The sequence below is a fragment of the Streptomyces sp. Y20 genome, from assembly GCF_043195475.1.
GTDB lineage: Bacteria > Actinomycetota > Actinomycetes > Streptomycetales > Streptomycetaceae > Streptomyces.
Genome location: NZ_JBIDDP010000003.1, coordinates 34,719 through 48,829 on the forward strand (window position 1 = coordinate 34,719; position 14,111 = coordinate 48,829).

Annotated in this window: 16 protein-coding genes; 3 read left to right on the forward strand and 13 right to left on the reverse strand. The window is 73.6% G+C overall.

Annotated elements, in window-relative coordinates; genetic code table 11:
- Positions 1–174: 174 nt before the first annotated feature.
- Positions 175–801 carry an SCO3374 family protein gene (locus ACGFT1_RS08460; RefSeq protein ID WP_373908278.1) on the forward strand — a complete coding sequence of 209 codons (627 nt, stop codon included), beginning with the start codon at positions 175–177 and terminating at the stop codon, positions 799–801.
- Here the strand turns inward: ACGFT1_RS08460 and ACGFT1_RS08465 are convergent.
- From ACGFT1_RS08465 to ACGFT1_RS08510, 10 genes are all read right to left on the reverse strand, one after another.
- Positions 780–1,115: an Lsr2 family protein gene (locus tag ACGFT1_RS08465; RefSeq protein ID WP_030751806.1), complete on the reverse strand. Its 336-nt coding sequence runs from the start codon at positions 1,113–1,115 to the stop codon at positions 780–782. The genes ACGFT1_RS08460 and ACGFT1_RS08465 overlap by 22 nt on opposite strands.
- A 202-nt stretch (positions 1,116–1,317) precedes the next feature.
- Positions 1,318–1,851, reverse strand: coding sequence for an amino-acid N-acetyltransferase (locus ACGFT1_RS08470; RefSeq protein WP_373908279.1), 534 nt, complete (start codon positions 1,849–1,851; stop codon positions 1,318–1,320).
- 9 nt (positions 1,852–1,860) lie between these two features.
- Positions 1,861–2,259, reverse strand: coding sequence for a BlaI/MecI/CopY family transcriptional regulator (locus ACGFT1_RS08475; RefSeq protein ID WP_373908280.1), 399 nt, complete (start codon positions 2,257–2,259; stop codon positions 1,861–1,863).
- 260 nt (positions 2,260–2,519) lie between these two features.
- Complete coding sequence (locus tag ACGFT1_RS08480) at positions 2,520–2,699, reverse strand: hypothetical protein (RefSeq protein WP_373908281.1); 180 nt, start codon at positions 2,697–2,699, stop codon at positions 2,520–2,522.
- Positions 2,700–2,787: 88 nt separating this feature from the next.
- Positions 2,788–3,432 carry a hypothetical protein gene (locus ACGFT1_RS08485; protein WP_373908739.1) on the reverse strand — a complete coding sequence of 215 codons (645 nt, stop codon included), beginning with the start codon at positions 3,430–3,432 and terminating at the stop codon, positions 2,788–2,790.
- A 157-nt stretch (positions 3,433–3,589) separates the two neighbouring features.
- Entirely contained in the window at positions 3,590–4,387 is a 798-nt protein-coding gene (locus tag ACGFT1_RS08490; protein WP_356825654.1) for a type III pantothenate kinase, read from the reverse strand.
- Positions 4,388–4,392: 5 nt separating this feature from the next.
- The gene (gene nadC, locus ACGFT1_RS08495) at positions 4,393–5,370 is read right to left on the reverse strand and encodes a carboxylating nicotinate-nucleotide diphosphorylase (protein ID WP_373908282.1); all 978 of its coding nucleotides are present in this window, start codon (positions 5,368–5,370) and stop codon (positions 4,393–4,395) included.
- A 5-nt stretch (positions 5,371–5,375) separates the two neighbouring features.
- Positions 5,376–7,097 (reverse strand): L-aspartate oxidase, encoded by a 1,722-nt coding sequence (locus ACGFT1_RS08500; RefSeq protein WP_373908283.1) that lies wholly within the window; start codon positions 7,095–7,097, stop codon positions 5,376–5,378.
- The gene (gene panC, locus ACGFT1_RS08505) at positions 7,094–8,086 is read right to left on the reverse strand and encodes a pantoate--beta-alanine ligase (protein ID WP_373908284.1); all 993 of its coding nucleotides are present in this window, start codon (positions 8,084–8,086) and stop codon (positions 7,094–7,096) included. The genes ACGFT1_RS08500 and panC overlap by 4 nt, the downstream gene beginning before the upstream one ends.
- Positions 8,083–9,183: a Rossmann-like and DUF2520 domain-containing protein gene (locus tag ACGFT1_RS08510; protein WP_373908285.1), complete on the reverse strand. Its 1,101-nt coding sequence runs from the start codon at positions 9,181–9,183 to the stop codon at positions 8,083–8,085. The genes panC and ACGFT1_RS08510 overlap by 4 nt, the downstream gene beginning before the upstream one ends.
- Positions 9,184–9,364: 181 nt before the next feature.
- Between ACGFT1_RS08510 and ACGFT1_RS08515 the strand changes: the two genes are divergently transcribed.
- Positions 9,365–10,513: a low specificity L-threonine aldolase gene (locus ACGFT1_RS08515; protein WP_373908286.1), complete on the forward strand. Its 1,149-nt coding sequence runs from the start codon at positions 9,365–9,367 to the stop codon at positions 10,511–10,513.
- Positions 10,514–10,547: 34 nt separating this feature from the next.
- Here ACGFT1_RS08515 and ACGFT1_RS08520 read toward each other — a convergent pair whose 3' ends face one another.
- Positions 10,548–10,754, reverse strand: a complete 207-nt coding sequence (locus ACGFT1_RS08520) for a hypothetical protein (RefSeq protein ID WP_373908287.1) — start codon at positions 10,752–10,754, stop codon at positions 10,548–10,550.
- A 213-nt stretch (positions 10,755–10,967) separates the two neighbouring features.
- Between ACGFT1_RS08520 and ACGFT1_RS08525 the strand changes: the two genes are divergently transcribed.
- Positions 10,968–12,110, forward strand: a complete 1,143-nt coding sequence (locus tag ACGFT1_RS08525) for a DUF5937 family protein (RefSeq protein WP_373908288.1) — start codon at positions 10,968–10,970, stop codon at positions 12,108–12,110.
- Positions 12,111–12,131: 21 nt separating this feature from the next.
- Here the strand turns inward: ACGFT1_RS08525 and ACGFT1_RS08530 are convergent, their stop codons facing one another.
- Complete coding sequence (locus tag ACGFT1_RS08530) at positions 12,132–12,803, reverse strand: response regulator (RefSeq protein ID WP_373908289.1); 672 nt, start codon at positions 12,801–12,803, stop codon at positions 12,132–12,134.
- Positions 12,804–12,822: 19 nt separating this feature from the next.
- A complete protein-coding gene (locus ACGFT1_RS08535) occupies positions 12,823–14,028 on the reverse strand; it encodes a sensor histidine kinase (protein WP_373908290.1) in 1,206 nt (401 codons plus the stop codon).
- Between the last annotated feature and the right edge of the window lie 83 nt (positions 14,029–14,111).

Consider the following 14,111-nt stretch of genomic DNA (forward strand, 5'->3'; position numbering starts at 1 on the left):
AGGCATGTCTTACCCGCGGGCACTGACAGTCCATGCCGCGGGCACCGGTTCGCTCCGCTATGGGCGAACAACCTCGCGCCTCCCCGGACCCCCACGCGCCCCCGTTCCCGGCACCCGCCGCAGCCGGCCGGGCACCCACCGTAACCCGAGGGCGCCCGGAGGGGTTGCACGGGTATGGCTGGCTCGGTCCTCACCACGTCCGCGGTCCCCCTTCCCCGTAGGCCCCTCGGTCCGGCCGCGCCGGACGCCCCGGCCCGGCACTGGTACGAGAACGATCTGGGCTGGCCGACAGTGCCCGGAGAGCCGCTGCGGCTGCGCACGGGGGTCCGGTTCGACGTGCTGGACGTGCCGGCCGAGGCGGGCGCGCGGGCGCTCCGGCAGCTCGCGCCCGGCTCTCCGGTGGCCGTTCGCGGCGACCGGATGGAGCTGCTGCTGGCCGCGGGCAGCGCGGAGGAGGTGCCCGGGGTGCTGGACTGGCTGGAGTGGGGTGCCGTGCCGCTGGACCTGCGCCTGCTGGGCGCGGGGGGCACGGTGGAGGCTCCGCCGCCGCCCGCGGGAGCGGTCACGTCAGGACGGGCGGGAACCGTGCAGGGGGCCGCCGTGTGGCTGCGGCCCCCTGGGCCGGGACGCGGGGTCGGGGCCTTGCTGCCGGCCATGCCGGCCGTCGGGCGCGAGGGAATCGCCCCCGATCTCGTACGACTGCTGGACACGGTGGCAGCACAGTGTCACCGGGTCCGGCTGCGGCGCTTGTGCGCCGGGCCGGCCGTTTCCGGGCGGAATCAGCCGTTGGCCTTCTCGTAGGCCTCGCGGATGGACGCCGGAACCCGGCCGCGGTCGTTGACCTCGTAACCGTTCTCCTTCGCCCAGGCGCGGATCGCCGCGGTGTCCTGGTTGCCGCCGGAAGCGGCGCGCGCCTTTCCACGTCCACCGGAGGCACGGCCGCCGGTACGACGGCCGCCCTTGACATAGGGGTCGAGAAGACCGCGCAGCTTGTCCGCATTGGCAGTCGTGAGATCGATCTCGTACGTCTTGCCGTCCAGCGCGAACGTGACGGTCTCGTCCGCCTCGCCGCCGTCGAGGTCGTCGACAAGAAGGACCTGAACCTTCTGTGCCACCGCATTTCCTTTCATCGATAACGTTGAGGACCAGGGGTGTGCGGCGTCCGCCGTTTCGCCGCCCCTGTTATATGCAGTACTGCGTTACGTCGGAAAGCAAACCGCTTTTGCCGGAAAAACACAAACCCCCGGGAGTGCCTCAGTGGACCGCCACCGCACGGAAACATGCGCGTTTCGGACATAGGGCCCGGGGCAAAGACGATCACAGATGCAGAAGCATGCGGCTGTTGCCCAAGGTGTTCGGCTTCACCCGTTCGAGACCGAGGAACTCCGCGACGCCCTCGTCATAGGAGCGCAACAGCTCGGCGTAGACATCGGTGTCGACCGGCGTCTCCCCGATCTCGACGAACCCGTGCTTCCCGAAGAAGTCCACTTCGAAGGTCAGGCAGAAAACCCGGCGAACGCCGAGCCAGCGTGCGGTCTGGAGCAGCTTCTCCAGCACCCGGTGACCGACGCCGGAACCCCTCAGGCCGGGCTTCACCGCGAGAGTGCGGACTTCGGCGAGGTCCTCCCACATGACGTGCAGCGCTCCGCAGCCGACCACCTCGGCGTTGTCGTCGCGTTCGGCGACCCAGAACTCCTGGATGTCCTCGTAAAGGGTGACCATGGCTTTGTCGAGCAGGATGCGGTCACGGACGTAGGCGTCGAGGAGGTGGCGCACGGCGGGGACATCGCTGGTCCGGGCCCGCCGGACGGTCAGGGCTTTTGCGGGGACTTCGGGACGCTCTGCTGGCATGAACGGACGCTATCGCCCGTCCGCCCCCTCTGCCGAGCCGGGGTTCTCCTGCCGGCGCTCTTCGGAAGCCTGCCGGGTTTCTTCCGGTCCCTGGACGATGCGTACGGCGTCCCGGAGGGCCTGCCGCTGTTCGTCACTCATCATCCCGAAGAAGGCGACGAGAGCGGCGGCCGGGTTGTCGCTCTGCGACCAGGCGTCGTTCATCAGGGCGGCGGCGTAGGCGGCTCGTGTCGACACGGCCTCATATCGATAGGCCCGCCCTTCCGCCTCACGGCGGACCCAGCCCTTCTGATGGAGATTGTCCAGAACGGTCATCACGGTGGTGTACGCGATCGACCGTTCCTGCTGCAGGTCTTCCAGGACTTCCCGAACGGTCACCGGGCGGTTCCACTTCCACACCCGCGTCATGACCGCGTCTTCGAGTTCTCCCAATGGGCGAGGCACAGCTCAGAACAATAGTGGGAGATCACGACAATGGCGTGCCGGACGTGCGCTAAGCCGGCAAACACGCACAAAAAGGGCGCAGGGCGTGGAAGGCTGCGCGGGGCGCGGGGATGCCGTACGCCCGGGCGGGCGCCGCACAGGGGTGCGCACGGCGTACGTACGGCATGGCTGGGGCAGGGCGCGCGGCGGCCCGCCGCCGTCTCGGGCGGAGAAGGGCCCGTCGCTCAGGCGTCGCCGGCGGCGGGGGCCCGGCGGGCACTCTCCACGCGCGCGAGGGCGGCGTCGACGGCCGCGTCCTCCTTGGCCTTGGCGGCCCCGCCCTGGGTCTTCACGATCACCCTGACCACACCGATGAAGAACGCGGCCATGACGACCGGAGGCACGAGCGCGGAGACGTAGTCCATGCCACCAGGGTAGCCACGGATCCCGGCCGGACGGCCGCGGGGTGGGCCCCCCGGCGCGCCGCGGCACGGGTGGGGCCGGACGGTGGTGTCAGCCCGCGGCCAGCTCCCGGGGTTCAGCCGGCTTGCGGCGCGGGAAGACCTCTCCCGGCGTGGGGACGGGCCGCTTCGGCGGCTGGGGCGCCGCGGGCCGCTCCCCGGGGGCGGGGGCGGGGGCGGGCTTCGGCGCGGGTTCCGGCGCGGGCGTGGCGGGCTCCTCGGCCCGCGTCGCCGCGCTCCGCGCGCCAGGCTCCCCCGCGCCGCCCGCGAGGGCCAGCAGACGCGTCCGCGCGGACGGGACCGCGGGCGCCGGCACCTTGCGGGCGCCCTGGGCGAACCGGGCTCGCACGTCCTGCTCGGCCAGCGTCCGGCAGCGGTCCAGCAGCGCCGCCGCCACCGGGTTCCCGCGCAGTGCCCGCAGCGCGGCGAGGTCGTCCGGCACGGGCCGGTACCCGGCGCCCAGGACCTCCTCCAGGAGGGCGAGGTAGCCGGCGGCGGTGCCCGGCAACGCGGCCCGGTACCTCCCCAGGTCGGCCACCAGGAAGTCGCGCAGCCTGGCCCCTTCGCACATCGCCTCGTCGAGCGCCTCGGCGAGGCGGAAGCAGTCCTGCACGTCCTCGGCGGAGGCGTGGCCGGGGTGGAGGGCGAGGGCGAGGGCGCGACGGAGCACACGCAGCTCCTCCGCGCCGAACGCCATGCCGCCGCGGGATCCGTATGGCGTGGGCATGCGGCGACGCTATCGCTAATCGGACAAAAGCGACGGATCGGAACGTTGTTCCGGCGCGTGTCGCTCCCGGCTTCCCCCGTCCGGGGTCACGCGCGGGGCCGGCACCCGCCAGGGCACCGGCCGCGTCTCACAGCCGCGACACGTTCCGCTCGTAGACCAGCCGCAGCCCGATCAGCGTCAGCCAGGGCTGGTGCTCGTCGATCACCGAGGACTCCCCCAGCACCATCGGCGCCAGCCCGCCCGTGGCGATCACCGTGACGTCGTCCGGGTCGTCGGCCAGCTCCCGCGCCATCCGGCCGACCACCCCGTCGACCTGCCCGGCGAACCCGTAGACGATGCCCGACTGCATGGCTTCGACGGTGTTCTTGCCGATCACGCTGCGCGGCCGGGCCACCTCGATCTTGCGCAGCTGCGCGCCCTTGACGCCGAGCGCCTCCACGGAGATCTCGATACCGGGCGCGATGACGCCGCCGACGTACTCCCCGCGCGCGGAGACCGCGTCGAACGTGGTCGCCGTACCGAAGTCGACGACGATCGCCGGGCCGCCGTACAGCTCGACGGCCGCGACCGCGTTGATGATCCGGTCCGCGCCGACCTCCTTGGGGTTGTCGGTGAGGATCGGCACGCCCGTCTTCACGCCCGGCTCGACCAGCACGGCCGGGACGTCGCCGTAGTACCGCCGCGTGACCTCGCGCAGCTCGTGCAGGACCGACGGGACGGTCGCGCAGATCGCGATGCCGTCGATGCCGTCGCCCAGCTCGTCGCCGAGCAGCGGGTGCATGCCCATCAGGCCCTGGAGCAGCACCGCCAGCTCGTCCGCCGTGCGGCGCGCGTCCGTGGAGATGCGCCAGTGCTCGACGATGTCCTCGCCGTCGAACAGTCCGAGGACGGTGTGCGTGTTGCCGACGTCGATCGTGAGCAGCATGGCCGTTACTCCGCCTCGCGCAGGTCCAGGCCGATGTCCAGGATCGGCGAGGAATGGGTGAGCGCGCCGACGGCCAGGAAGTCCACGCCGGTCTCGGCGTACGCGCGCGCGTTGCCGAGCGTCAGCCGGCCGGAGGCCTCCAGCAGCGCCCGGCCGCCGGCGATGGCGACGGCCTCCTCGCACTCGCCGGGCGTGAAGTTGTCCAGCAGGATGAGGTCGGCGCCCGCGTCCACGACCTCGCGCAGCTGGTGCAGGGTGTCGACCTCGACCTCGATGGGCACCTCCGGGAACGCCTCCCGTACGGCCTCGAAGGCTTGGGCGACGCCGCCGGCGGCGACCACGTGGTTGTCCTTGACCAGGGCCGCGTCCGAGAGCGACATGCGGTGGTTGAGGCCCCCGCCGCAGCGGACGGCGAACTTCTCCAGGGAGCGCAGGCCCGGGGTGGTCTTGCGGGTGTCCCGCACGCGCGCCCCGGTGCCCTCCAGCGCGTCCGCCCACGCGCGCGTGGCGGTCGCGATGCCGGACAGCCGGCACAGGATGTTCAGCGCGCTCCGCTCGCCGGTGAGCAGGTCACGCGTGCGCGTGGTGACCGACAGCAGCTTCTGCCCGGCCTCGATCCGCTCGCCGTCCTCCACGTGCCGCTCGACCTCGAACTCGTCCGTGCAGACCACGGAGAGCACGGCCTCGGCGACCCGCAGGCCGGCCACGACACCGGCCTCACGCGCGGTGAAGTCGGCGGTGGCCACCGCCTCCTCGGGGATGGTCGCGACGGTCGTCACGTCCACGCCGCCGTCCAGGTCCTCCTGGACGGCGACGTTGGCGATGTCCTCGACCTCGAGGGGGTCGAGTCCCGCGGCGGCCAGCAGCTCGGCGAGCGCGGGGTCGAGCCCGCACTCCGGATACTCCTCGTCGCCCTCGGCGCCGCAGGCGCAGCCGTCACCGCAGCCGCCGGTCGGGGCGAGGGGAAGGTCGTCGGTGCTCACGTCTGTCACTGCTCCTGGGGACGCTGGTCGGGCCGGATCGGGGGGAAGTCTGCGGTGGCGGTGGTGCGTACGGCCAGCGACCGGTCGGGATTGAGCCGTACGACGATGTGGCGCCGCCAGGTGGTGTCGTCGCGCTCGGGCCGGTCCTCGCGCCAGTGGCAGCCGCGGGTCTCCTCGCGCAGCAGGGCCGCGGCGACCAGGACCCGGGCCACGCACAGGAGGTTCGTCGCCTCCCAGGTGTCCACGCCGGGCTCGGCGGTCTTGCCGTTCTCCTCCAGCGCGTCCCGGGCCTGGCTGTGCAGGTCCTGGAGCTGGTCCGCGGCCCGGGCCAGGGACTCCTCCGAGCGCAGCACGCCGGCGCCGCCGGTCATGATCCGCTGGATCGCGAACCGGCTCTCCGGGGCGAGCAGCGGGTGCGCGGGCCTGCCGGGGTGCGGGACCGGTGCGGGCACGCGCGCGCGCAGGCCGTCGTCCGCGTGTGCGGCGGCGATGTCGGCGGCGATCCGCTCGGCGTACACGAGCCCTTCGAGGAGCGAGTTCGAGGCGAGCCGGTTGGCGCCGTGCACGCCGGTGCACGCGACCTCGCCGCACGCGTACAGGCCGGGCACGGTCGTCCGGCCGTGGGCGTCGGTGCGGACGCCTCCGGAGGCGTAGTGGGCGGCCGGGGCGATCGGGACGGGCTCGGTGACCGGGTCGATCCCGTTGGCCCGGCAGGCGGCCAGGATGGTCGGGAAGCGGTGCTCCCACATCTCGGCGCCGAAGTGCCGGGCGTCGAGGAACATGTGCTCGGCGCCCCGCTCCTGCATCCGCCGCGTGATGCCCTTGGCGACGATGTCCCGGGGCGCCAGTTCGGCCAGTTCGTGCTGCCCCACCATGAAGCGCACGCCGTCGCCGTCGACCAGGTGGGCGCCCTCGCCGCGGACCGCCTCGGAGACCAGCGGCTGCTGGCCCTCGGCGTCCGTGCCGAGGAACAGCACGGTCGGGTGGAACTGCACGAACTCCAGGTCGCTGACCTCCGCGCCCGCGCGCAGCGCCAGCGCCACACCGTCACCGGTCGACACCGGCGGGTTGGTGGTCGCGGAGAACACCTGGCCCATGCCGCCGGTCGCGAGGACGACGGCGGGGGCGTGCACGGCGCCCACGCCGTCGTGCTGGCCCTCGCCCATCACGTGCAGGGTGACGCCGGCCGTGCGGCCCTCGGCGTCGGTCAGCAGGTCCAGTACCAGCGCGTTCTCGACGGTGCGCAGCCCACGCGCGCGGACGGCCTCCACGAGCGCCCGGGAGATCTCCGCGCCGGTCGCGTCGCCGCCCGCGTGCGCGATGCGGCGGCGGTGGTGGCCGCCCTCGCGGGTGAGTTCCAGCCGCCCTTCGGCGGACTCGTCGAAGTGGGCGCCGGTGTCGATGAGCCGCCGTACCGCGTCGGGGCCCTCGGTGACGAGGATGCGTACGGCCTCCTCGTCGCACAGGCCCGCGCCCGCCACCAGGGTGTCCTGAAGGTGCTGCTCAGGGGTGTCGCCCTCGCCGAGGGCGGCGGCGATGCCGCCCTGCGCCCAGCGGGTCGAGCCGTCGTCCAGGCGGGCCTTGGTGACGACGACCGTGCTGAGCCCGGCGGCCTCGCAGCGCAGTGCCGCGGTCAGGCCGGCCACTCCGGACCCGACGACGACCACGTCCGCGGAGAGCGCCCAGCCGGGCGCGGGTGCGTGCAGTCGTATGCCTGTGCTGGTCACGAGGCGGCTCCGAAGGTGAGGGGGAGGTTGTCGATCAGCCGGGTCGTGCCGACCCGGGCGGCGACGGCGAGGACGGCCTCGCCGGTGAAGTCGTCGGCGATCTCCGTGAAGTCGGCGGGATCGACCAGGGCGAGGTAGTCCAGCCGGAGCGGCGGTTCGAGGCGGGCGGCGTCGTCCAGCACCTGGCGGGCGGCGCCACGGACGGCCGCCGGGCCGCCGGGCGCGGCCGTGGCCACCGCGTGTGCGTCGGCCGCCGCTCGCGACTCTCCCAGGGCGCTCAGCGCCTCGGCACGCGCGTGCGTGGAGGGCACTTCCCGGGCCCGCGCGCACAGTGCCTCCTGCGCCGCGTGCCGGTCCCGGCCCGCGAACAGGGCGCGGGACAGCGCGAGCGCGGTACGCCGCTCCGGCGGTGAGAGGTAGCGGTTGCGGCTGGACAGGGCGAGCCCGTCCTCCTCCCGCACGGTCGGTACGGCGACGATGTCGACGCCGAAGTTCAGGTCCCGCACCATGCGCCGGATCAGGGCCAGCTGCTGGGCGTCCTTCTGCCCGAACAGGGCGACGTCGGGGCGGGTGAGGTGCAGCAGCTTGGCGACGACGGTGAGCATGCCGTCGAAGTGCCCGGGCCGCGAACCGCCTTCCAGCCGCTCGCCCATGGGGCCGGCGGAGACACGCACCTGGGGTTCGCCGCCCGGGTAGACCTCGTCCACGGAGGGCGCGAACACGGCGTCGGCGCCGGACCGCCCGGCCAGCGCGAGGTCGGCGTCGAGGGTGCGGGGGTAGCGGTCGAGGTCCTCGCCCGCGCCGAACTGCAACGGGTTCACGAACACCGTGACGACGACCTCGCCGTCCGGGCCGGCGATCTCGCGCGCGGTGCGGATCAGGGTCGCGTGGCCCTCGTGCAGGGCGCCCATGGTCATCACGACGGCACGACGGCCGCGGCGCACCCGCGCGTGCAGCTCTCCTGCGGTGCTGAGCAGGGCGGTGGTCATCGGTCGTTCCCCTCGATACCGGTCGAGCCGTCAGTGCCTTCGGTGCCGTTCGTCCCGCCGGAGCCGTCAGTGCCTTCGGTGCCGTTCGTCCCGTCGGAGCCGTTCGTCCCGTCGGCGCCGTCCGTGCCCCCTGGGCCGCCCGGGCCGCGGGCGCCACCGGGTCCGGGGCTCCCCGGGGCTCCGGGGGCTCCGGGGCTCCCGTCGGCGAGTACCCCGAGGAGATCCTCGGCCAGTTCCGGCTTGAGCAGACCGTGCGCCAGGGCCCGGTCGGCCGTCGCCCGGGCCATCGCCAGGTAGCCCGCCACCGCCTGCGGGGCGTGCTTGCGCAGCTCGGTGACGTGCGCGGCGACCGTGCCGGCGTCCCCGCGCGCGACGGGCCCGGTCAGGGCCGCGTCACCGGAGCGCAGGGCGTTGTCCAGGGCGGCGCCGAGCAGCGGGCCGAGCATCCGGTCGGGCGCCGCCACGCCGGCCGTGCGCAGCAGCTCCATGGACTGCGCGACCAGGGTCACCAGGTGGTTGGCACCGAGGGCCAGGGCCGCGTGGTAGAGCGGGCGGTTCTCCTCGCTGATCCACTCCGGCTCGCCGCCCATCTCGATCACCAGGGCCTCGGCGGCCAGCCGCAGCTGCTCGGGGGCGGTGACACCGAAGGAACAGCCCGCGAGGCGCTGGACGTCCACGGGCGTGCCGGTGAAGGTCATCGCCGGGTGCAGGGCCAGCGGCAGGGCGCCCGCGCGCACGGCCGGATCGAGCACCTTCGCGCCATACCGCCCGGAGGTGTGCACGAGCAGCTGGCCCGGCCGTACCGCGCCGGTCTCGGCCAGGCCCGCGACCAGGCCGGGCAGGGCGTCGTCGGGGACCGTGAGCAGCACCAGGTCGGCACGCCGGAGGACCTCGGCGGGCGGCACCAGGGGCACGTCCGGGAGCAGGGCCCCGGCGCGCCTCCGGGAGGCGTCGGAAACTCCCGAGACGGCCACCGGGCGGTGCCCGGCGAGCTGGAGGGACGCGGCCAGCGCGGGGCCCACGCGGCCGGCGCCGACGACGCCGACGGTGAGCCGCGCGGGGCGGTCCCTGAGGTCTGGCTGGTGGACTGTACTCACGCGACGGCGGCCTTCCCGTTCCAGTCCGCTCTGGGTACCGGACGATTTCTCGTCATGTTAACGCTATCCGGCGAACGGCGGCCGGTTGTCCACAGGCTGTGGGTCGCCCTACGCCACCGCGCCGGCCGGCGGCGGTGAAAACGGGGTGCTCGCGCGGGTGCGGCACGGCATCATCGCGCACATGGACGATGCGGCGGAGCAGGGCGGCGAGCGGTCGGTGCGGCAGCGGCGGGCGGCCGTCCACCGGACGGCACGTGTGCTGTCGCGTCCCGGCCTGCGGGACACGATCGGCGAACGGCTGGCGTACCTGATGGAGACGGCCCCCGAGGTCTACGATCTGGACGAGCCGGCCGACATCTACGGCGACCGGATCGTCGCGCACCTGGAGGAGCGGGTCGCCGCCCTGCTCGGCACGGAGGCCGCCGCGTTCTTCCCGACGGGCACGATGGCCCAGCAGGTCGCCCTGCGCTGCTGGGCCGTCCGCACCGGTTCGCCCACGGTCGCCCTGCACCCGCTCGCCCATCCGGAACGGCATGAACGGAACGCCTTCCGCGAGGTGAGCGGCCTGCGTCCGGTCCAGGTGACCACCGAGCCCCGGCTGCCCACGGCCGACGAGGTACGCGACTTCGAAGAGCCCTTCGGCACGCTCATGCTGGAACTGCCCCTCAGGGATGCCGGTTTCGTGCTGCCCACCTGGGAGGAGCTGACGGAGGTCGTCGAGGCGGCGCGCGAGCGCGACGCGGTGGTGCACTTCGACGGCGCGCGCCTGTGGGAGTCCACCGTCCACTTCGGCCGCCCGCTCGCGGAGATCGCCGGCCTCGCCGACACGGTCTACGTGTCGTTCTACAAGTCCCTCGGCGCGTTCGGCGGTGCCGTCGTCGCCGGCCCGCGGACGCTGATCGAGGAGGCCAGGGCGTGGCGGCACCGGTACGGCGGGATGATCGTGCAGCAGTTCCCGACCGTGCTGTCGGCGCTCGCCGGCCTCGACCGGAAGCTGCCGCGGCTGCCCGAGTACGTGCGCCACGCGCGCGTGGTGGCCGCCGCGCTGCGCGAGGGGTTCGCGGCCGCGGGGTCGCCCTGGTCGCGCGTCCACCCGGAGGAACCGCACATCCACCAGTTCCAGGTCTGGCTGCCGCACGACGCGGACGTAGCGGCGGAGGCGGCGGTGCGCCAGGCGGAGGAGACCTCGGTGCTGCTGTTCGCCAACGGCTGGGAACCGGCCGGTCCCGGGCTCGCGTTCACGGAGGTCACGGTCGACGAGGCCGGGCTGGAGTGGACGGCGCAGGACGTGCGGGCGGCGGTCGCGGAGTTCGTGGCGCGGCTGCCGTAGCGTCCGTGCGAGGAGATCCGGTGCGGCGCGTGGGTCACAGTGCGCGCGGACGCAGCCAGCGGTCCAGGGCGCTGCGCAGCCGTCCGTGCGCCGGGCGCTCGGCGACGACCGCGCTGAAGCGCCGGTGGTCGCTCAGTTCGCGGAGCAGACCGAGTTCGCCGCGGCCCGGCGCGGGCGGCTCGGGCTCGCCGTGCAGACGGGCGCGGTAGCTGTCGAGGAGGTACTGCTGGGTGATGCTCATGGCGGCCGCCTTCTCGGGATGCGTGGGTCGAGGCAATCACCGACTGCGCGCCGACGTGTCGTCGGCCGATCACCGACCGCTCGGTGACCGATCGGCTCAGTGGCTGCCCCGGTGTGTCCCCAGACTGCTCCGGCCCCGGACCGATGTCCCGTGGATTGACGGTTGCCGTCAATCCGACGGGGCACTGCCGGTGGCACGGTGCACGATGGGGGCATGAGCGTGACCATCGACATCACCGGGCTGGCCACCGACGGGGACGCCTCCGGCCCGAACGCGGCCGAGAGGTGGGCGAGGGTCTCCGTCGTGCCCTCCCCCCTCGCCGAGCTCGGGATGGCGCTGCACGCGCTCAGCGAACCCGGCCACCACCCGGACCTGCGGGGCTGGGCCACCGCCGTCTCCTCCCGGCTGGACCCCTGCCTGGCGGACCGGCTGTGCGAGGCGGACTTCCTGTGGCGCACGACGTTCTCGGACATCTTCGCGCCGTTCGCCGGCGTTCCGGGCGGCCACGCGCTCCCCGGGGCCACGCTCACCGAGGAGCTGGACCAGCTGGACACGCTGACGGACGAGCAGTTCGTCAACGCCGCCCTGGAGTTCACCTGCCAGCTGCGCTACGACCTCAAGGAACCGGGCCCGCTGGACGACCCGCAGCTGCGCCGGCGCTCCCTGGAGCTGGCCGCCGCGCGCGGCGCCGTCCAGGAGCGGTTCACGCGCCGCCTGCTGACCGATCCCCCGGTCGTCCGCGCCTGGTTCCGGCAGCTGATGCTCGACTGCGACGAGGCCTTCTTCGCCGAGGCCTGGGCCCGCGTCCATCCCCAGCTGGCCGCGGACGCCCGGCACAAGACGGACCTGCTGCGCCGCAAGGGGCTCGGGGAGGCCCTGGCGTCCTTGTCCGGCGCGATCTCGCTGGACGAGGAGGCCGGCCTGATCACGGTGGACAAGCTGCTGGTGGGCCATGCCGCCACGGGCGACGGCCGCCTGGTGCTGGTGCCGACCAGCCTCGGCTGGCCGCACGTGATGGTCCTGCACCGGTACGGCTGGCAGCCCTCGATCACCTACCCGGCGAGCGGCTCACGTGCGCAGGCCCCGTCCGTCGAGCAGCTCACCCGCCGCATGGAGGCGCTGGCCCACCCGGTGCGGATGCGGCTGTGCCGGCATCTCGCGCGGGCCCCGCACACCACGAGCGAGCTGGCCGACGCGCACGGCATGTCGGCGCCCGAGATATCCCGCCACCTGACGGTGCTCAAGAAGGCGGGGCTGATCAGCGGCTGCCGCCGCGGCCGGTACGTCCAGCACCAGCTGGACCTGTCGGCGGTGGCCCGGCTGGGCAGCGACTTCATCGAGGGCGTCCTGCGCTGAGGCCCGCCCGGTGGGACGGCGTCAGCCGTGGCCGCCCGCGCGCACCAGGCCCGTCTCGTACGCCAGGACGACCACCTGTACGCGGTCGCGCAGGCCGAGCTTGGTCAGGATGCGGCCCACGTGGGTCTTCACCGTCGCCTCGCTCAGCACCAGCCGGGCCGCGATCTCACCGTTGGACAGGCCCTGCGCGACCAGCAGCATCACCTCGCGTTCCCGCTCGGTGAGCCGCTCCAGCTCCTTGTGCCGGGGGGCGTTCCCGGCGGAGGGCAGCAGCGGCGCGAAGCGGTCCAGCAGGCGCCTGGTGGTGGAGGGCGCCACGACCGCGTCACCGCTGTGCACGGCACGGATGGCCGCCAGCAGGTCGCCGGGCGGCACGTCCTTGAGCATGAAGCCCGAAGCGCCCGACTTCAGGCCCGAGAAGGCGTACTCGTCCAGGTCGAACGTGGTCAGGATGAGCACCTTCGGCGCGTCCGGCTCCGAGCAGATCCGCCGGGTGGCCTCCACGCCGTCCAGCTTCGGCATGCGGACGTCCATCAGGACGACGTCCACGGCGGCGGACCGCAGCACCTGGAGGGCCTCCACGCCGTCGCCCGCCTCCGCGACGACTTCCATGTCCGGCTGGGCGGCGAGCACCATCCGGAACCCGGTGCGCAGCAGCACCTGGTCGTCGACGAGCATCACGCGGATCGTCATCGGGTCCTCTTCCGTGTCTTCAGTGCGCCGGTTTCAGCGGCAGCAGGGCGCTGATCCGGAATCCTCCGCCCGGGCGCGGGCCGGCGTCCAGCGTGCCACCGACCATGCCGACCCGCTCGCGCATACCGATCAGGCCGTGTCCCCGCCCGTCCGCACCACCCTCCTCGTACAGCTCGTGCGGGGCGCCCTTGCCGTCGTCCTCGACCAGCAGGCCGAGACCGTCGTCGAAGTAGACCAGCCGGACGCTCGCGCCCGCGTGGGGACCGCCGTGCTTGCGCGTGTTGGTGAGCGCCTCCTGCACGATCCGGTACGCGGTCAGCTCCACCCCGCTGGGCAGCGGGCGCGGCGTCCCCTCCACCCGGAAGTCGACGGGCAGGCCGGAGGTGCGGCACTGCTCGACCAGGTCGTCGATCTGCTCGACGTCGGGCTGCGGCACGTATTCGCCGCTCTCCTGGTGCTCCCCGGTGCGCAGCACGCCCAGCAGGCGGCGCATCTCGGCCAGGGCCTGGCGGCCGGTGGACGAGATCGTCTCCAGGGCCTTGCGGGCCTGGTCGGGCGCGGCGTCCATGACGTAGGCGGCGCCGTCGGCCTGCACCACCATCACGGACACGTTGTGGGCGACGACGTCGTGCAGCTCGCGCGCGATCCGGGCGCGCTCGGCGGCGACCGCGACCTTCGACTGGGCCTCGCGCTCCTTCTCCAGCCGCGTCGCGCGCTCCTCCAGCTGGGCGAAGTACGCGCGCCGGGTGCGCATGGAGTCGCCGAGCACCCAGGCCAGGGCGAAGGGCACCGTCTGGAAGACCACTATGGCGATCTGCCCGAGGAAGCCGGTGTGCTCGGCCGGCCAGCGGATCTGGGCGAGGGCCGCCGCAAAGAGGCTGACGACGAGCGCGAGCCGGGAGGCCCAGCGCTCGCCGACCGCCGCCACCGTGTAGGTGATCACCAGCATGGCGAAGTCGGCGACGGCCGTCTCGACGTCCAGCACCAGCTGGGCCAGCCCGGTCACCAGGGCGACCAGCAGCATGGGCTCCGGGAAACGGCGGCGCAGCGCCACGACGGCACACAGGACGGCGGACACGGCCATCCCCACGAAGAGCGTTCCGTGGTGACCTTGCACCCCGTCGAGGCTGACCACGCTCAGGCCGGACAGCCCGAACAGGGCGACGGCCCAGAAGGCGTCGACCCAGGTCGGGTGGCGGCGGAGGAAGTCGTAGAGGCGCTGCACGTAACCCAGAGTAGGTAAACCGGATGTGCGCGGGGGTCAACCGGAGGGCCGATCCGGACCCGGCACGCGTACTCCGCAAGGTG